Source organism: Streptomyces sp. NPDC023527, from assembly GCF_055560115.1.
Window position 1 is genome coordinate 169,178 of the sequence record NZ_JBVHJJ010000012.1, and the last position, 18,320, is coordinate 187,497.

At 72.1% G+C, this 18,320-nt stretch carries 15 protein-coding genes; 7 read left to right on the forward strand and 8 right to left on the reverse strand.

Annotation, left to right across the window (positions count from 1 at the left end; genetic code table 11):
- Positions 1 to 31 precede the first annotated feature (31 nt).
- A complete protein-coding gene (locus tag ACZ303_RS23885; RefSeq protein WP_467342157.1) occupies positions 32 to 817 on the forward strand; it encodes a VOC family protein in 786 nt (261 codons plus the stop codon).
- Positions 818 to 866: 49 nt separating this feature from the next.
- Here ACZ303_RS23885 and ACZ303_RS23890 read toward each other — a convergent pair whose 3' ends face one another.
- The gene (locus ACZ303_RS23890) at positions 867 to 1,496 is read right to left on the reverse strand and encodes a 50S ribosomal protein L25/general stress protein Ctc (protein ID WP_467342159.1); all 630 of its coding nucleotides are present in this window, start codon (positions 1,494 to 1,496) and stop codon (positions 867 to 869) included.
- 142 nt (positions 1,497 to 1,638) lie between these two features.
- Positions 1,639 to 2,127 carry a hypothetical protein gene (locus tag ACZ303_RS23895; protein ID WP_467342161.1) on the reverse strand — a complete coding sequence of 163 codons (489 nt, stop codon included), beginning with the start codon at positions 2,125 to 2,127 and terminating at the stop codon, positions 1,639 to 1,641.
- A 256-nt stretch (positions 2,128 to 2,383) separates the two neighbouring features.
- Between ACZ303_RS23895 and ACZ303_RS23900 the strand changes: the two genes are divergently transcribed.
- Complete coding sequence (locus ACZ303_RS23900) at positions 2,384 to 4,534, forward strand: beta-galactosidase trimerization domain-containing protein (RefSeq protein WP_467342163.1); 2,151 nt, start codon at positions 2,384 to 2,386, stop codon at positions 4,532 to 4,534.
- Positions 4,535 to 4,537: 3 nt separating this feature from the next.
- Here the strand turns inward: ACZ303_RS23900 and ACZ303_RS23905 are convergent, their stop codons facing one another.
- A complete protein-coding gene (locus ACZ303_RS23905; RefSeq protein WP_467342165.1) occupies positions 4,538 to 5,581 on the reverse strand; it encodes a TolB family protein in 1,044 nt (347 codons plus the stop codon).
- A gap of 30 nt (positions 5,582 to 5,611) precedes the next feature.
- A complete protein-coding gene (locus ACZ303_RS23910) occupies positions 5,612 to 6,106 on the reverse strand; it encodes a MarR family winged helix-turn-helix transcriptional regulator (protein ID WP_467342167.1) in 495 nt (164 codons plus the stop codon).
- A gap of 110 nt (positions 6,107 to 6,216) precedes the next feature.
- On the opposite strand from ACZ303_RS23910, the gene ACZ303_RS23915 reads away from it, so the two are divergent.
- Together ACZ303_RS23915 and ACZ303_RS23920 are read left to right on the forward strand one after the other, a co-directional pair.
- Complete coding sequence (locus ACZ303_RS23915; RefSeq protein WP_467342168.1) at positions 6,217 to 6,702, forward strand: cupin domain-containing protein; 486 nt, start codon at positions 6,217 to 6,219, stop codon at positions 6,700 to 6,702.
- A 197-nt stretch (positions 6,703 to 6,899) separates the two neighbouring features.
- Entirely contained in the window at positions 6,900 to 8,120 is a 1,221-nt protein-coding gene (locus ACZ303_RS23920; protein WP_467342170.1) for a cytochrome P450, read from the forward strand.
- A 76-nt stretch (positions 8,121 to 8,196) separates the two neighbouring features.
- Here the strand turns inward: ACZ303_RS23920 and ACZ303_RS23925 are convergent, their stop codons facing one another.
- Entirely contained in the window at positions 8,197 to 9,150 is a 954-nt protein-coding gene (locus tag ACZ303_RS23925; RefSeq protein ID WP_467342172.1) for a threonine/serine dehydratase, read from the reverse strand.
- 82 nt (positions 9,151 to 9,232) lie between these two features.
- Here ACZ303_RS23925 and ACZ303_RS23930 point away from each other — a divergent pair, with 82 nt between their 5' ends.
- A complete protein-coding gene (locus tag ACZ303_RS23930) occupies positions 9,233 to 9,868 on the forward strand; it encodes a TetR/AcrR family transcriptional regulator (RefSeq protein ID WP_467342174.1) in 636 nt (211 codons plus the stop codon).
- Positions 9,869 to 9,958: 90 nt separating this feature from the next.
- Here ACZ303_RS23930 and ACZ303_RS23935 read toward each other — a convergent pair whose 3' ends face one another.
- Positions 9,959 to 11,701 carry a hypothetical protein gene (locus ACZ303_RS23935; protein ID WP_467342175.1) on the reverse strand — a complete coding sequence of 581 codons (1,743 nt, stop codon included), beginning with the start codon at positions 11,699 to 11,701 and terminating at the stop codon, positions 9,959 to 9,961.
- Between the two features lie 559 nt (positions 11,702 to 12,260).
- Between ACZ303_RS23935 and helR the strand changes: the two genes are divergently transcribed.
- Positions 12,261 to 14,414 carry an RNA polymerase recycling motor ATPase HelR gene (helR, locus tag ACZ303_RS23940; RefSeq protein WP_467342177.1) on the forward strand — a complete coding sequence of 718 codons (2,154 nt, stop codon included), beginning with the start codon at positions 12,261 to 12,263 and terminating at the stop codon, positions 14,412 to 14,414.
- A gap of 155 nt (positions 14,415 to 14,569) precedes the next feature.
- Here the strand turns inward: helR and ACZ303_RS23945 are convergent, their stop codons facing one another.
- Positions 14,570 to 16,060, reverse strand: a complete 1,491-nt coding sequence (locus ACZ303_RS23945; RefSeq protein WP_467342179.1) for a DHA2 family efflux MFS transporter permease subunit — start codon at positions 16,058 to 16,060, stop codon at positions 14,570 to 14,572.
- Positions 16,061 to 16,228: 168 nt separating this feature from the next.
- Here ACZ303_RS23945 and ACZ303_RS23950 point away from each other — a divergent pair, with 168 nt between their 5' ends.
- Positions 16,229 to 17,206 carry an Lrp/AsnC family transcriptional regulator gene (locus ACZ303_RS23950; RefSeq protein WP_467342181.1) on the forward strand — a complete coding sequence of 326 codons (978 nt, stop codon included), beginning with the start codon at positions 16,229 to 16,231 and terminating at the stop codon, positions 17,204 to 17,206.
- Positions 17,207 to 17,323: 117 nt separating this feature from the next.
- Here ACZ303_RS23950 and ACZ303_RS23955 read toward each other — a convergent pair whose 3' ends face one another.
- Positions 17,324 to 18,301, reverse strand: coding sequence for a GNAT family N-acetyltransferase (locus ACZ303_RS23955; protein WP_467342183.1), 978 nt, complete (start codon positions 18,299 to 18,301; stop codon positions 17,324 to 17,326).
- Between the last annotated feature and the right edge of the window lie 19 nt (positions 18,302 to 18,320).

The following is an 18,320-nucleotide window of genomic DNA, read 5'->3' on the forward strand; positions in this document are numbered from 1 at the left end:
CCACCAGGATCCGTCGAAGGAGCACACCACCATGCTCACCACTGACTTCGTGACCGGCGCACCCAACTGGCTCGACCTCGGCAGCCCCGACACCTCGGCGTCCGCCACCTTCTACGGAGCGGTGTTCGGCTGGGACTTCCAGTCGGCAGGCCCCGAGGCCGGCGGGTACGGCTTCTTCCAGCGGGACGGCCGGACCGTCGCGGCCCTCGGCCCCCTCACCGAGGAGGGCGCGGCTCCCGCCTGGACGGTGTATTTCCAGACCCCGGACGCCGACGCCACGGCCAAGGCCGTCGAGCAGGCCGGCGGCACCGTGCGGGTGGAGCCCTTCGACGTCATGGACGCCGGGCGGATGGCCTGCCTCACGGATCCGGGCGGCGCCGAGTTCGCCGTCTGGCAGCCCGCCGCGGTCAAGGGCCTGGAGAAGGCGTCCGACACCCACACCCTGTGCTGGGCCGAGCTGCACACCGCGGACCCCGAGGCCGCCCTGGCCTTCTACCGCTCGCTGTTCGGGTGGCGGCGACAGGAGATGACGGCGCCGGGCATGACGTACCACGTCCTGTCCACGGCCGAAGGCGAACAGGAGGACGCCACCTTCGGCGGCATCGCCCCGCTCCAGGACGACTCCGAGGACACGCGCTGGGTGCCGTATTTCGCGGTGGAGGACGCCGACGCCGTCGTGAGCGCCGCGCGGGAGAACGGCGGCTCGGTGCCGATGCCCGCGGCGGACGTGCCGGACGTCGGCCGGATCGCCGTGCTCGCCGACCCGTTCGGCGCGCCCTTCGCCGTCATCAAGCCCGCCCCGCCGACATCGTCCTGACGCCGCGGCGGTGTGCGGCCCCGCGGCCGCACACCGTCCGGACGGCTCGTCAGCCCTCCTCGGCCGCCTTCGCCTCCTCCTCCGCCTCGGCGGCTCCCGCCGCTTCCTCCTCCGCCTCTTCCTCCTCGGCCGGCGGCTCGGTCTGCGCGGCGACGACCTGGAGGACGGCGGCGTCGTCGTCGATGGCCAGGGAGCTGCCGCGCGGCAGCGGGATGTCCTTGGCCCGGATGGTGTGTCCGGCCTCCAGGCCCTCGATGGAGACGGTGAACCCCTCCGGGATGTGCGTGGCCTCGGCCTCGACCGGAAGGGCGTTGAGGATGTGTTCGAGCAGGTTGCCGCCCGGCGCCAGTTCGCCCTCGGTGTTGACCGGCACCTCGACGGTGACCTTCTCGCCCTTCTTCACCGCCAGGAAGTCCACGTGGACGAGGAAGCCGCGCAGCGCCTCGCGCTGCACGGCCTTGGGGATGACGAGCTCGCTCTTGCCGTCGACGTCCAGCCTGATCAGCACGTTCGGGGTCTTCAGGGCCATCATCAGCGCGTGGCCGTTGAGCGCCACATGCTTGGGATCGGCCCCGTGCCCGTAGATGACGCCCGGGACCTTGTCCTCGCGTCGGGTGCGGCGGGCGGCGCCCTTGCCGAAGTCGGTACGCAGCTCGGCGGTCAGCTTTACCTCGGCCATGACTGCACTCCTCGTGTTCAGACTGTCTGTACTGTCCGGTGGCCGTCACCCGGGCCGCGACAGACCTGGTACGGGGAGTGCGTCGACGGCGCATCGCCGCACCCCATGAGTACGGCCTCCCTTGCCGAGCAACGCCGGGAGTTTATCCAGCCGACGGGCGTAACGATCCGCTGCTGCTCCATCCGGCCCAGCAACCGCCCCGAACGGACGGCGACGGCCCGTCCGCGGCCGGCCGGAGGCTGTTGAGGGGGCGCAGCGGGCGGGCGTCCGGTATGGATTCGGCACAGGGGCCGCACATCTCGGCGAGCCACCAGACGCGGCCCGCGGCACTGTGGACGATCACCTGCCGGACGGCCTCCCCCTGGCAGCCGGGCAGCGACCGCGCGTGCCAGGCGCAGCCCTCCTTCCCGCAGCGGCAGCCGGTGCCGGGCGGCGCCGGTTCCACCGCGCGGCCGTGGGCGGCGAGGTGGCCCGCCGCCGCGGTGCGGGCGGCCGACGGCGTGGGCAGTGGCACCGGGTCCGGCCGGCATCCGGGCGCGGAGCAGCTGAGCGCCGGTGTGCGCGGCGCGGGGTCCGCGGTGATGGTCACCGTCCAGAGCCGGCCGATGGCCGGCTCGGCGTGCGTCGCCACAACTCACTCCCGAGGTCTAGGGTCCGGTGTCGCTTCCGTGGTGTCGCCGTGGTGCGAAGGTCGTCGGTTCCAGGGTGCGGTGGCCGGGCCCTCGGCGACATCCTCCGGCGACGGATTCCTCGGGTCCGTGCCGTGCGCGGCGAGAGGTAGCGGAGCCGTTTCCCCCCGGTACGCGGATTCCACCCGCCGTGCGGAAACGATCCGGCAGACTGTGCGGGCACCGTGCAGACACCGTCGCGACGACGAGGGGCAGTCCATGAACGGAATGCGAAGATTCAGCCGCAGAGGGATGTTACGGGCCGGGTTGGGGGCGGGCGGTGTGGCGCTCGCGGCGCAGCTGGCACCACGCCTGCCGGGGCGGTTCCAGGTGTACGGAGACACACCCGCCTGGGCGGCGACGGCGGCCGGCGCGCAGACCTTCCCGGCCTGGAGCAGATACGCCCGGCTGGCCGACGCCACCTTCGACGAGGACGCCGACCCGGTCCTCGACATGAAGCCGGTCGTCACGGCGCTGAAGGCCCAGAACGTCAATGTGATCGAGCTCGACACGATCCTTTCGCACTGGCTGACCGAGGCGGAGTTCACCGAGCACCTGGGGAAGATCAAGGAGTTCGTGGGCCAGGCGCACGCGGCGGGGATCCGCGTCGTCATGTACTACCCGTCGCTGGAAGTGATCAGCCTGGGCGGCGAGAAGGGCCGGTCGTTCTACAAGAACGGCGACGGCAAGTCCTGGGTGCAGCGCTCGCTCGACGGCAAGCCGAACGTCTTCTACGGCAGCCTCGTGGTGTGGATCGACCCCGGCGACGAGAGCTGCTGGGTCAGCCCGAACTCGCCGTGGCGGGACTTCTACCTGGGTCGGGTGAAGAGGCTCGCCGGAACCGGCCTGGACGCGCTCTGGCCGGACGTGCCCATCTACTTCGACGGGGCGCTCAGCTGGTGCGACGCCTCCACCTGGGCGGCGGACGCGTTCAAGGCCGACACCGGCCTCGCCCTGCCGACCAAGGATGACTACACCAGTGTGCCCTTCCGGCGCTACGTCGAGTGGCGGCACCGCAATCTCAATCAGTGGCAGCTGGACATCGCCGCCGCCGGCCGGGCCGTCAACCCGGACATGGTGACCTTCGTCGAGACGGTCAGCATGGACTACAAGTACGCCACCTCCATCGGTCTCGACGGGGCGTACCTGCGCAAGGCGGAGGGCGTGAGCCATGTCTGGGAGGTGGATGTCCTCGGCCTGTACGACGGGATGCGCCACGCCACGGCGACGGACTGGACCTGCCTGATATCGATGTACAAGTACGCGCGGGCGGCCAGCGGCACCAAGCCGGCCTGGGCGTTCTCCTACGGCTGGAAGGCCGACGACGCGTCGCTGGTGATGGCCGAGCTGCTGGCGGCGGGCTGCAATCCGTACGAGGTCAAGAGCCCGTTCAAGGACGTCACCACCGACAAGGCGATGCGCACCCGGATGTACGCGTTCGTGGCGGCCAACCAGGAGAAGCTGTTCGACGCCACGTCCGCGGCCACCGTCGGCGTCTATCACTCCTCGGCCTCACGGGACTTCGTCAGCCCCTCGGTCGGTACGGGCATGTTCGTCAACGCCAAGGCGCCCACCGGGGTCAAGGACTGGTGGAGCGGCGGCAGCGCGGAGGAGAGCTGCACCCAGCAGCAGTGGCTGGGTGAGTTCCGGGGCACGGTCAAGGCCCTGGTGTACGCGCACGTCCCGTTCGACATCGTGACCAGCCCCGGCATCACCGCCGCCGATCTGGCCGGCTACCGGGTGCTGATGCTGCCCAACCTCCAGGCGGTGGGGGACCACGAGGCGGAGGTGTTGCGTGGTTTCGTGGACGGCGGCGGCAATGTGGTGATCACCGGGCCGGCGCCGACGGCCCTCGACCAGACGGGCTCGGCGCGCGGGGAGTACGCCCTCGCCGACGTGCTCGGCTTCCGCAAGGCAGATCCGCTGCCGGCGAGCAAGGTGAACCGGTACGGCTCCGGCATCTGCTGGTACATCAAGGACCTGGTGGGCAAGAGCTATCTCGCCTCCACCGACCAGGGCAGCGCCAACCAGCTCCTGGCACCGGTCACCGCGGCGGCCCCGCCCGCCGTGACCCTGACCGGCGATCGCCGGATCCACCTGGAGGTGGGCCGGCTCGGCGACGCCACCGTCGTCCAGCTGGTCAACTTCTCGTGCTTCGGCGACGCCCCGGCCGCCTTCCGCACCACGCAGGCCGACTGTGCGGTCACGCTGGAGCTGCCCGCCGGCAAGCAGGTGCGCTCCGCCACGGTGAGCTCGCCGGACGTCCCCTCCCCCGCGCCGCAGCCGGTCACCTGGCGGGTCACGGGCAGCACGGCGTCCTTCGCCCTGACGGTCGCTCAGTACTCGCTGCTCACCGTCACCACCGGCTGATCCTCAAGGCCGCCCGGGGGCGGGGATCCGCCAGAGCGAGGTCGGCCGGTCCTCGTCCCCCGGGTGGGCCTCGAAGGCGATCCACCGCCCGTCGGGCGACCAGCTGGGGGCTCCGTCGTAGCCGTCGGCGCTCCTGGTCACGCGGGCCGGGCGGCCGCCGCCGTCCGCCCCGATCACGAAGATCTGCGGCACGTCGAGGCCGCCTGCGGTGGAGGAGAAGACCACCGACCGGCCGTCGGGCGACCAGCTGGGGTCGGTGTGCTCGCCGGGGGTGTCGGTGAGCCGCCGCAGTCCGGTGCCGTCGGCGTTCATCACATACAGCGCCCATGCGTCGCTGTCCTGCTCGCGCCGCTGGAAGACCAGCCGGTCGCCCTTCGGTGACCAGTTGGGCTGGCGGTTGTCCGTACGGGTGCCGGGGCCGTCCAGCAGGCGGGTGGCCGAACGGCCGTCACGCCGCACCTTCCACAGCGAGCCGAGCGCGGAGCGCGGCGGCCGGCCGCCCTCGCGCTCGCTCTCCTCCTGCACGCTCTCCTGGAAGACGATCCATTGGCCGTCCGGTGAGAAGCTGGGCTCCAGATAGCCGGAGTCACCGCGGTGTTCGGTGACCCGTACGGGCTGCTTTCCGCCCGGCGGCAGCACCCACACCTCGTCCCGGCCCGCCCGGTCGGAGGCGAAGGTGACGCCGGAGGAGGGGTGCCAGCTGGTGCCGGGGAGGTTCACCGCGGCCTGGTCGGCCTCGTCGAGGAGGGTGCCGGGCCGGGCGGCGGCGCCCTTCTTCAGGGACAGCACGCGCAGCGCGGCGGCACCCTTGTTGTAACCGTCCTCGAAGAGGGTGAACAGGACGGACGACCCGTCGGGTGAGAACGCGGGGTTCTGCGCGCTGCCTTTGCCCTGCCCCCGGTAGAGCAGCTGGGCGCCGTCGGGACGGGCCGCCCGGCCGTCGGTCGGCGCGGGCGGCGTCGGTGGCTCCGGCTCCGCGCCGCACGCCGTGACGGAGAGGGCGAGGGCGGCCAGGAACGCCGCGGGGACGAGCAGGCGACTGCGCACCGCACCGACCCTAGTGCAGGGCGGTCGAGGTTACCGGCCCTTCGGCGGGAGCGACTCCAGGAGCTTGCGCAGCAAGTCGTCCAGCGTCCGTTGTTCGTCCGGCGCGAGACCCGCCAACAGGCGGGCCTCATTGGCGACATGCTCGGTCACGGCGGCGTCCACGACCCGCGTCCCCTCGTCCGTCAGCGCGACCCGGAAGCTGCGCCGGTCCTGGGGGTCGAGTGCCCGCTCGACCAGGCCGGCCGACTCCAGGCGGTCGAGCCGGTTGGTCATGCCGGCCCGGGAGAGCATCAGCGTCTCGGCGAGGGCGGAGGGGATCAGGACGTAGGGCGGCCCGGAGCGGCGGAGTGCCGCGAGGACGTCGAACTCGCCGCGGCGCAGGCCGTGCCGCTTGAAGACCGCGTCGATGGACTGCTCCAGCAGCAGCGCGACCCTCCCGAAACGACCGATCGTCCCCGTCGCGGACGTCTCCAGGTCGGGCCTCTCGCGGTGCCACTGCTCAAGGATCACGTCGACTTCGTCCATGGGCGCAGTCTACGGTGTCATTCGATGAGAGATAGTTAGAGGCAGTACTATCAATCGCAAAACTACACCGGACTCGGGGCGCGCGCCGCGAGATGAAGGAGCGAAGAACCATGTCGCTGTACGGACACGAAGCCGTCCACGTACGGGCCGCGGACGCGGAGACGCTGGGCCCGGCGGCGGGCCGGATCCGGCTGCTGGCCGACTCCGGCGCCACGGGAGGCGCGCTGAGCTGCCACCGGGTGACGCTGGGCGAGGGTGCGGACGGCGCCAACCCGCACTACCACACCAAGTCCGCCGAGCTGTTCTACGTGATCGAGGGCTCGGCGCAGTTGCTGGCCGGCGACGAGGTGGTGACCGCACACACCGGCGATCTCGTGGTCGTACCGCCGGGCATGCCGCACGCCTTCGCCGCCGCGCCGGGCGCGAAGGCCGATCTGCTGATCGTCATCACACCGGGTGTCGAGCGCTTCGACTACTTCCGCCTGCTGGAGCGGTTGCGGAACGGGGAGGCGACGGTGGAGGACCTGTTGGCGAGTCAGGAGCTCTTCGACAACCACTTCCTCGACAGCCCCGACTGGCGCGAGGCACGCGCGTAGGGCCGCCGCGGACGGCGACCCGCGCCTCCGCCGTGAACGCGACTCCTCCGCGCGCGACCCGAGGCCGGGCCACTCCTGAGGGGCAACGGCTCCAAAGTCACTCACGGTAGCGATGTGTAAGCGATCGGACACCCTGGGTAGGCTCCCGGCGCCGCCGCAGTCGACCCGCCCTGCTCACCCGTTCGAGGAGGATCGCTGTGACCATCGATCGGATCGCCGCCCCCGCCGAGATCTTCACCCCGGACTTCTTCCAGGACCCCCACCCCGTCCTCGACGAGCTGCGCTCCCAGGCTCCCGCCACGCTGGTCACGGGCGTGAGCGGCACCCGTCTGTGGCTGGTCCCCCGCTATGAGGAGGCTCGCGCGCTCCTCAACTCCCCCTTCGTCCACAAGGACGAGTGGAAACGGCCGGATCTCCGCGAGCGGCAGTCCGGGCGCTCGGAGCGGCGCCGCGAGATGACCACCCGGATCCGCGCCAACATGATCAACGCCGATCCGCCGGATCACCAGCGGCTGCGCCACGGCACCCAACAGGCCCTCAGCCGGGGCCCGGTGGAGGCCATGCGCCATCGCATCGAGGTCTTCGCCGACGAGACGCTCGGCGCGCTCCGCGACTCCGGGCCCGTGGAGTTCCGCGCGCGCATCGCCTACCCCTTCGTCATCTCGGTGGTCTCCGAGCTGCTGGGCCTGCGCGAGGAGGAACAGGCCGACTTCCCGGGCTGGTTCGACACCCTGATGTGCCGCCGGGGGTCGGCGAGCGGGCGCAAGACCTCGCTGCTCATCGCCGAGTTCAGCGAGCGGCTCGGCGAGCGCGGCCGCGCGCTCCCCGCCCGGGGCCTGCTCTCCACGCTGGGCTCCAAGCGTGCCGGGCGGCGCGCCCTGAGCCGCCAGGAGCTGGCCTCGACCGCCTTCCTGCTGCTCATCGCGGGTGTCGAGACGGCCAACGCGCTCGCCAACGGGGTGTACGCACTGCTGCGCCACCCCGAGCAGTACGCCGCCATGCGCGCGGACCGCGGTCTGGTACGCAGCGCCGTCGAGGAGTGTCTGCGCTACGAGGGCCCGTTCCGCGCGGTCGGTCCGCGCCACACCTCGCAGCCGATCGACCTGGGCGAGGGAATGACCATCCCCGCCGGGGAGTTCCTGCTGATCACCGTCGCGGCGGCCAACCGCGACCCGCGCCGCTTCCCCGATCCGCACCGCTTCGACATCACCCGCACCGACCACCAGCACCTCGCCATGGGCCACGGCGCCCACCGCTGCGTCGGGGCGCTCCTCGCCTACGCCCAGATGGAGGTCCTCTTCAACCGGCTGCTGGACCGCTTCCCCGGGATGCGGCTGGCCGTACCGCCGGAGAAGATCGTCCGCCGGTCCAGCATGACGATGAACTGGCTGCACGACCTTCCCGTCCTGCTGCGCTGAGCCGGACATGCCGGGCAGGCGCGGGCAGCCCCGTCGACGCGAAGTCGTACGGCGGTGGGCGAGCCGGTCCCGCCACCTACCGCCGCTGTACGAGGTCGCCGGGGTCGGTGTTGGCGCCGCAGAGCACGACGGCGACCTTCTCGCCCTCGGCCGGCGCATAGCCGTGGGCAGGGTCGTCGAGCGCGGCCAGCGCGGTGGCGGCGGCGTGTTCGACGACGACGCGGTGGTCGTCCCACAGCGCCTGGCGGGCGCGGACGATCGCGCGGTCCGGGACCAGGACGGAGGTGACGTCGTCCCGCTGCGCCGCGGCGAGCGCGAGCGGAGTGACGCGGCGGGCGCCGAGGGAGTCCGCCGCGACGGAGTCGACGGTCACGTCCACGACCCGGCCGGCTTCCAGGGCGGCGTGGAGCGCGCGGCAGTTCTCGGGCTCGACCGCGACGGTCCGTATCCCGTACCGCCCGGCGGCCGCGGCGACCCCGGCGAACAGTCCCCCGCCGCCCACCGCGACGACGACGGTGTCGAGGTCGGGGACGGCTTCCCTGATCTCCTCCAGGAGGGTGCCGGCCCCGGCGGCGATCAGCGGATGGCCGTAGGCGTGACTGGCCAGGGCCCCGCTGCTCCGCGCGAACTCCTCGCAGGCCGCGAGCGCCTCGGCGTACTCGCTGCCGACGAGCCGCACGTCCGCGCCGTAGCCGCGGAGCCTCGCGGCCTTGACGTGCGGGGCGTTCTCCGGCAGGAAGACGGTCGCCGGCACGCCCTGCCGCCGGGCGGCCCAGGCGCAGGCCAGGCCGGCGTTGCCGCCCGAGGCGATGGTGACGCCCGCCTCGGGGAGGGTGCCGGCCTCGCGGTGGGCGGCGAGGAAGTTATGGGCGCCGCGCGCCTTGAAGGACCCCGTGTGCTGCATGAACTCCAGGGCGAACCACAGCTCGTACGGCCCCGGCCGGCCGGCTCGGGTGACGGTGACGGGCCGGATGTGTCCGGCGACCCGGCCGGCCGCCTCCTTGATGTCGCCGCTGGTCAGATGCTGCACGTAAGGATCCTCCCGGGCCCGGGGAACCGCCGCGCAAAAGCGCTCCCCCATGGATGATACGGCGTACGATACGCTGTATCACATGCCGAGGCAATCACCTTCTCTCGACCGGGCGACCCCCGAGCTCATCGCCCGCACCGCCCTTTCCCTCATCGACGAGGAGGGCCCCGCGGCCCTGAGCTTCCGTTCCCTCGCCGAGCGGCTGGGCGTCTCCCACGCGACCATCCACCGCCGGTGCACGGACCTGGGCGGACTCCTCGACCTGTGCACCGACCACCTCGCCGCCGAGCTCCCCGACATCCCGCCGGGCACCGACTGGGCCGAGGCCACCGAGACCCGCTTCACCCGCCTCTACGAGCTGCTGACCGCCCACCCGGGCCTGGTCGCCCTGCGCGGTGCCCGCCCCTGGCTCGGCCCGCAGCTGCTCGCCCGGCTGGTCGAGCCCGCGCTCGCGGACAACCTCGCCGTCGGCATGACGCCCCAGCAGGCCTTCCACGCCTACCGGCGGATGTATCTGCTCACCCTCGGCAGCGCCAGCTTCGTGGACCACCGGAACCCCCGGGCCGCGATCGCCACCACCCGCACCGCCCTGGCCGCCCTGGACCCCGAGCGGTTCCCGGTACTGACCGGCCACATGGACGCCGTCCTGCCCGCGATGACCGACCACGAGGTCTACTACGGCGCGCTGCGGCAACTGATCCGGGCGGCCCGGCCCTGAGCCCGCAGGGCTCAGCGGCGGTTGGGCCCGGTCCGGGGTGATGTGGGGCCGCTGCCCACGCCACAGGGCGCGAGTCGGTGTCGGGGCCGGTCACGTTCCGAGGGACACGATGTGCGCGTGGGCGTCCCGGGCGGCTGTGGTGAGGCGCTCGTCGGCCCGCAGGTCCAGGCCGAAGTCGCCGGTGTACATGGGCAGCCGGGTCCGGCTCTCGATCACCGCTCGCAGGGCGGGGAGCGCGGCGGCCGCTTCTCGTCCCATGTCGGCCAGGATCGCGCAGGCGTAGGGGCCGTGCAGATCGTCCTCCAGATAGCCCGGGAGGGTGTCCAGGACGGTACCGGCCGCGGCGGCGCCGGAGTGCTTCCAGAGGGTGCCGATCAGGCGCGGGTGCACGCGCCGCGGCTTCCGCGTCGACTCCCCCAGATAGGCGGACTGCCGGGTGGAGAGGCCTCCGTGATCGGCGAGCCATTCCAGCAGGGCCGCGACGAAGAGGCGGCGGCGACGCGGTTGTCCGGCGGCGTCCTCGAAGCACCGCTCCGCCCGATCCCGGTCCCCGGTGAGCCGGAGGACCGTCATCAAGGCGTCGTCGGCGGCCCACGCGTCGGCGGCTCTCCGCGCGATGACGCGTTCCAGGAGCGGTAGCGCGGGGGCCGAGGCCGTGCCGATGTCGCCGAAGGTGCACAGCAGTTGCGCCTGGAGCCAACCGTGGGGGGTCGCGCCGCCTTCCGGGAAGTCGGCGAGGTGGTCGACGAGTGCCGCTACGGCCGGGGCCGACGCCGCGCCGCAGGCACGCAATACCGCTACGGCGGGCAGGGCCGGGCAGCGGTGGGGCTCGAACCCGTACGGGCATCCCTTGCCGTGCCGGCCGAGGACGTCGACGGCCGCCGAGACGAGCGGTGCCAGGTCCGCGCCCGACGCGGCCAGACCTTCGGCGGCCTCACCCACGGCTGCGGGGGACGAGCCGGAGCGGATCATCTCGCACAGCCCGCCCACAGCCCGGGCGTCGCCGATCCGGGCGAGGGCCGGCGCGGCCGCCGCACCGGCGCGCGGATCGTCCAGGAGGCCCGCCAGCTCGTCGGCGCAGAGCCGGGCGGCTTCCAGCGAGGCCCCGAGCACGGCCGTCGTCGCGGCGCGCAGTTCCGGCGGACCGCCGGAAAGCAGCGGTCGCAGGTGTGGAACGACCGCGGCCGGAGCCGCTCGCCAGTGCCGTAGGGCCACCTCGGCCATGTCGACGGAGGCTTGGCGCCCGACCGGGGTGCGCCAGGCGGAAAGCCGCGCGATCCAGGAACAACACGCGGTTTCCTCCCCGTGGTTCCGTGCCGCCAGCCCCAACAAGGTGCCCGCTCGCCAGGTGAGCCGGCCGCCGGGACCACCGAGCCTTTCGCCTCCGGCGTCGAGATCCGCCGCCACCGCCGACTGCCAGGTCGTCCGTTCCTCCGCGAGCCCCTTGCGAAGGACTCCCAGTGCGGCACGCAGCCTGACCGCCGGGTCGTGGTCCTGCCGCAACCGCGTGGCCAGGGAGAGGAGTTCTTCGGTCCGCACGTGGTTCGACGACTCGAACACGGCCTCGGTGAGGGCCAAGCGCGCCACCGGAGTGAGCTGCCGAATCGGCGGGGCGCTCAGCTCTTCGACGGCTCGCCGGTGGTCCACCGACGCGAGAAGCCACGCGGCGCAGCGCTGTACCTTCTCGTCCCGGTCCCGCAGCCGGACGACCGCCGCCTCCGCCGCGGCGGGCCATTGGTGGTCGCTCCAGCTCAGGTCGGTCAGCAGTCGCAGGGTGACCAGGCGGACGCCGGCGTGCGCGTCGTCGGTGAGGGAGAGCAGTTTCGACGGCACGGGTCCGTCGCGGTCGGCTCGTACCGCGTCGTGGATGGCGCTCCGCGCGGGACCGTAGGCAGAATGACGCTCGTCGTTCAGTGCCGCGTGAAGCCAGGTGTCAACAGAATCGGCCGGCCCGTACACCGGCATCATGGGGGTCACAGACCCGGGCGAACGTCGCCCTTTCGCATCAACATGCCGTGATCTTCGCGCGGTCGAGCCGTTCGCGCAAACCGTTTTCGTAGCGGCCGCGGGCCCGGATGTGCCCGGGTTTCAGAACTCGGGAATGCGGCGGAGGAATGCGAAGGAGGAATACCCACTCCTCGCCACTCTCAACTTATAGCGCACTGGGGGGCTTGCGGCAAGGCCCCGGTCCTGGGGCAGAATCGCGGGCCGAGGTCAGAACCTTCAGAAATAGGGGATTCGCGAGTTGTGTGTGTTTTTGTCGGTTACGAGTCGTGCGGTGGCGTCGAGTCGGTGGTCGGAAGCGCGCTGCGGGTGCGGGCACTCGGCACCGAGCTGTGGGTGTGCGCGTCGCCGACCGTCGCGGCAGCGACCCCGAAGCGGAGCTGACGACATGAACTCTCTGACCACCAGCGCGTTCGACCTTCCCGACCACCTCTCCCCCAAGGCCGACCCGGCGCTGATCGACGGCGACGAGCAGCACTTCGCGGCCATCTCGGAGAGCCTCGAGCAGGCGATCGCCGAGCTGTCCGACCGCCTCGAGGCCGCGCGCAAGGCGCCCGGCGGCATCGGCCGGGAGGCGATGGACCGGGACTCGGAGATCCACCGCCTGACCGGTCGCCTGCGCGCCCTGCGCCGCTTCGGTCTGGACCTGTGCCTGGGCCGCATCGTCGGTACGGACAACTCCGAGCCCGTGTACATCGGACGCCTCGGTCTCACCGACAGCACGGGGCGTCGGCTGCTGCTCGACTGGCGCTCCCCCGCGGCCGGACCGTTCTTCGCGGCGACCCACGCCAACCCGATGGGTCTGGCGAGCCGCCGCAGGTACCGCTGGACCCGCGGCCGGATCGGCGACTACTGGGACGAGGTGTTCACCGCCGACGGGCTCGAAGGGCACGCCGCGCTCGACGACCAGTCCGCCTTCATCGCCGGCCTGGGCGGCAACCGGTCGGCCCGGATGCGCGACGTGCTCGGCACCATCCAGGCCGATCAGGACGCCATCATCCGGGCGGGATCGCGCGGCGCTCTCGTCGTCGACGGCGGTCCGGGCACGGGCAAGACCGTCGTCGCCCTGCACCGCACCGCCCACCTCCTCTACTCCGACCCCCGCCTCGGTCACCGTCGGGGCGGCGTGCTGTTCGTCGGCCCGAGCCGGCCCTACCTGGCCTACGTCGCCGATGTCCTGCCCAGCCTCGGTGAGGAGGGCGTGCAGACCTGCACCGTGCGGGACCTCGTCGCCGAGGGGGCCGGAGCGGCGATCGAGACCGATCCGGAGGTGGCCGTTCTCAAGTCGTCCGCGAACATGGTGAAGGCGATCGAGCCGGCCGTCGGCATCTACGAGGAGCCGCCCACCGAGGGGATGACGGTCTCGAGCCACTGGTCCGACATCTGGCTGAGCGCCGACGATTGGGCGGCGGCGTTCGACGCGGTGGAACCAGGCACTCCGCACAACGAGGCGCGCGACCAGATCCTGGAGGAGCTGCTCACGATCCTGATGGACAAGGACGACAGCGACGCCGCACCCGAGCTGCTCCGGAGGTCTTTGCTCCAGGACCGGGAGTTCATCGGGACGCTCAACCGCGCGTGGCCGATGCTCGAAGCGAGTGACCTCGTCGGAGACCTGTGGTCGGTGCCCGCCTACCTGCGCAAGTGCGCTCCCTGGCTCGGCCCCGACGACGTTCGTAGGTTGCAGCGCGAGGACGCCCAGGCCTGGACGGTGTCCGACCTGCCGCTTTTGGACGAGGCCCGGCAGCGGCTCGGCGACCCGGAGGCGTCGATACGCAAGCGTCGGCACGACGCCTCCGTCGCCGCCGAACGTGCGCGCAGGGCCGACGCCATCGACGGCCTGCTGCAGAACGTCCTGATCGACGAGAGCGAGGGCGCGGTGGGGATGCTGCGCGGCCAGGACCTGCAGGACACCCTGGTCGACGAGAGCGCGCTGCCCGGCGTCGAACCGGACCTGCTCGCCGGCCCGTTCGCCCACATCGTCGTGGACGAGGCCCAGGAACTGACCGACGCCGAGTGGCAGATGCTGCTGCTCCGCTGCCCGTCCCGGAGCTTCACCATTGTCGGTGACCGCGCCCAGGCCAGGCACGGGTTCACGGAGTCGTGGCAGGAACGGCTGGAGCGGGTCGGGCTCGACCGGATCACCGTGGCCTCCCTGAGCATCAACTACCGCACGCCGGAAGAGGTCATGGCGGAAGCCGAGCCGGCCATCCGCGCCGGGCTCCCGGACGCCAATGTGCCGACCTCCATCCGCAGCAGCGGCATTCCCGTCGTCCACGGATCCGTCGCGGAGCTGGACTCGATCCTCGACACCTGGCTCGCCGCACATGCCGACGGGATCGCCTGCGTCATCGGCGACCCCATGTTCCGCGCGACGTCCCGCGTCCGGTCGCTGACGCCGGAACTGTCGAAGGGGCTCGAGTTCGATCTGGTCGTCCTCATCGACCCGGAGACGTTCGGCAAGGGCGTCGAAGGAGCCGTCGACCGCTATGTCGCGATGACCCGCGCGACCCAGCGACTCGTCATCCTCACGAGCTCCTGACCTCGGCCGCGTGCTCGCCTCGCCCCACCGGCCGGCCCCGGTACGGGTGACCGTCCGGCCAGGACGTGTTCGGCCGACCATGTGACTGCTTCGGGCTCCACCCTCGCGCACGAGGGAGCCGGCCCGGCGGAGACACATGATCGGCCGGACCCGTCCTAACGGGCGCGGGCCGTGACGGCCTCCGCGGCCTTCTCCGGCACCGCCCGCCCGGCGTGGCGCGGCTCCCGCGCCAGGAGCGGCATCGCGACCGCCGCGAGCAGTCCGACGGCGCCCGCGACCATCGCCGCCACGTTCAGGCCCGAGGCGAACGCCGTCCGCAGCAGGTGCTCGGGGAGCCCCGCCCCGCGCAGCACGGTCGCACCGCCGCCCGCGAGCGCATGGGCCTCGTCGTGGGTGAGCGTGTCCTGCATGCGGGAGGTCAGCACCGTGCCGAGGCCGGCGACCCCGAAGGCGTATCCGAGCTGCCGGAACGTGTTGACCGCGCCGCCCGCCATGCCCGCGCGCTCGGGCGGGACCGAGGCGAGCGCGGCACCGGCGAGGGCCGGGGCCACCAGCCCCGTGCCGACGCCCGCCAGGACCAGTCCCGGCAGCAGCGCGGTCCACGAGGAGCCCGCGTCCAGCACGGCCTGCGCGAGGGTGCCCGCGCCGATCAGCGCCAGGCCGGTGCCGATCGTCACGCGCGGCCGCACCCCGTGCAGCATCCGGCCGCCCACCGCCGCCACCACGAAGGACGTCGCGGCCAGCGGCAGCACGGCGAGGCCGCCCTGCAACGGGCTGAGGCCGAGCACCGTCTGCAGCCAGACCGAGGTGTACGGCAGGACGGCGAAGGCCGCCGCGTTATAGGCGAGCGCCCCGATCATCACGCCCACGAACGCGGGCTTCCGGAACAGCGAGAGATCCAGCAGCGGATGGGCCGCCCGGCGTTCGACGAGCACGAAGCAGAGCAGCGCGAGCGCTCCCAGTCCGAAGGTGGCCAGGGTGCGCGCGGAGGTCCATCCGTCGGCCCCGGCCCGTACGACCCCGTACGTCGTCACCGCGGCGAAGCACGCGAAGGTCGCCGTGCCCGCCCAGTCGATCCGCCGGCCGCGCGCCGCACGCGACTCGGGCACGGTGCGCAGCGTCAGCCAGACCGCCACCACGCTCACCGGCAGATTGACGAAGAAGATCCAACGCCAGCCCGGGCCCTGGGTCAGCAGTCCGCCGACCACCGGGCCGATCGCCGCCGCGGCGCCGCTGACCGCACCCCACAGGCCGAGCGCGACCGAGCGCTGCCTGCCCTGGTACACCGAGCCGAGCAGCGGCAGCGTGGTCGCGAACATCGCGGCGGCGCCCACCCCTTGAACTCCGCGCGCGGCCACCAGGGCCACGGGGGACGACGCCAGACCACAGGCCAGCGAGGCCGCCGCGAACAGGGCGGTGCCGGCCACGTGGACGCGGCGCCGGCCCAGTATGTCGGCGGCGGCTCCCGCGCCCAGCAGCAGCGCGGCGAGCGCCAGCGCATAGCCGTCGATGACCCATTGCAGATCGGAGAGCGACGCGTGCAGCGCCGACGCCATGTCGGGCAGTGCCACCACGACGATCGTGACGTCGAGCAGCAGCATGAACGTCCCCAGACAGACCGCGGTCAGCGGCCCCCACTTGCGCATGTGTTTCTCCCTGTACGGCCCGAGTCGGCGCATGTGCGTCCGGACCCTGTGCGTACGGGCTGTGCGCACCGGTCCTGGACCACTCCCGTACGATCGGACGCGCTCGGCCGATGCCTCCAGCCACAGGCGATTTTTCGACGGAACTCGACATCAGATGGGCCTGACATCATGGAATCCCACACGTTCGACGACATCGATATGAAGCTGCTGCACGCCCTGGAAGTCGATGCCCGCGCCTCGTTCAGCCGGATCGCCGCCGTGCTCGGCGTCTCCGACCAGACCGTGGCACGCCGCTTCCGCAGACTGCGGTCCGAGGCGGGTCTGCGGGTGGTCGCCGTGCGCTGCGCCGCGGCCCGGCCGGGGGGCGAGCACTGGCTGCTGCGGCTGCGCTGCACGCCCGACGGGGCCGCGACGATCGCGGAAGCCCTGGCCAGGCGCCCCGACACGTCGTGGATCGGGCTCACCTCCGGTGGCACGGAGGTGGCGTGCACGACGCGCACCCGCACCCGCGTCGAGAGCGACGAGCTGCTGCTCGGCAGGTTGCCGCGTACCCCTCACATCGTCGAGATCCGCGCCCAGCAGCTGCTGCACCGCTTCTTCGGCGGCCCGTCCGGCTGGCTCGCGAAGAGCGGCGCGCTGACCGCCGCCGAGGTCGCCGCCCTCGCCCCGGAGCCGCATCCGCATCCGGGGCCGGCCGTGATCAGCCAGGAGGACGAGCCGCTGGTGGCCGCCCTGGAGCGGGACGGCCGTGCCACCTATCCGGAGCTCCAGAAGGCGACGGGCCGCTCCGAGTCCGCGGTCAAGCGACGGCTGGCCCAGCTCGTCGGGTCCGGGGCGATGTACATCGACGTCGAGTTCAACACCGAGCGCTTCGGCTTCCGGAACGCGGCGATGCTGAGCGTCACCGCCGCTCCGCGGTCCCTGAAGACGGTGGGCGAGGCCCTCGCCGCCCACGAGGAGATCGCCTACGCCGCCGCGACGACGGGCCCTTCCAACCTGATGGCCGTCCTGGTCACCCGGGACACCGCTCACCTCTACAGCTACCTGAGCGACAGGATCGGCATGCTCGACGGGGTCGAACACGTGGAGACCATGCCGTTCCTACGACGGGTCAAGCAGCTGACGTACCAGCCGTTCCGCGGCTAGGACGTCCCGGCCCGGTCCCGGCCCGAGGGTCGGGGCCGTTGACAATCGGGGCCGCTGAAGCCTGACGTGGAAGCTCCGCAGAAGTCCGGGCTCTCGGTCCCATCATGATCCGCACGGTCATTCGGTGACGGTGGCGGGTGCGTCGTCCCAGGCCAGTGAGGACATCCTCCACCCTGACGGAGTCCGGACGAACTGGGTGGTCTTGTGGCCGGAGCCCTCGAACCATTCGCCGTGGTGGAAGCCGGACTTGCGGTATTCGCTGAACCGGTGCGCGATCGATCCGAAGATCTCGGTCCGCTCAGCGACCTCCCATTCGCAGAACTCCGTCAGCGTCCCGTCCGTGAGCATCTTCTGCCGGGGCTCGATGAACGCGTCGAGGTCGTAGATCACGGGCTCGTCCCCGACGTTCGCGATGATCCTCCCCTGCGGAATGAAGACGTCGCGGATGACCCCGAGGTCCGGCCGGCTGTCGCCGGTGTTGGTGAAGGCGCCGACGAACACGCGCATCAGTCGATCGAGCTCGGCCTGGACGCGGGACCCGGGCACTTCCCCCAGAGACGGCCATTCTTCGGAAAGGACCGACCAGACTTCGCTGTCGTGCCGCGCACCTCGGTACGAAGAACGCTGTCGCAGCACGCCGTCGCGGGTCATGCCCAGCCGGCGCGCGACGTCGATGCTGCGGGTATTGCCCGCCGCGACCCACCATTCGACGCGACTCATCCCGCGTTCCTGGAAGGCCCAGTCGATCAACACCCGGCAGGCCCGGGTCACCAGGCCCCGTCCCTCCCCGGCCTGCTCCAGCCAGCAGCCGATCTCGCACACCCCGGATGCGCTGTCGAAGCGGGTGAACATGACGCCGCCGACCAGCGTGCCGTCCAGCCAGATCCCGTAGATCCGGCCGGTGTCCTGGGCCAGACGGTCGGCGTAGCGCTGGAGGGAAGCCGTAGCCGAGTCGAGGTCGGTGCTGAACGTCGCCCAGGGTATCCACCGGTCCACGGAGACCCGGGCGCGGTCGATATGGGCGAGGAACTCCTTTGCCTGCCAGGGCTCCAGGGGACGGAGTCGGGCTTGGTCGCCGAGCGGCAGGGTGAACATGGGAGCCTCACTCTCTGGA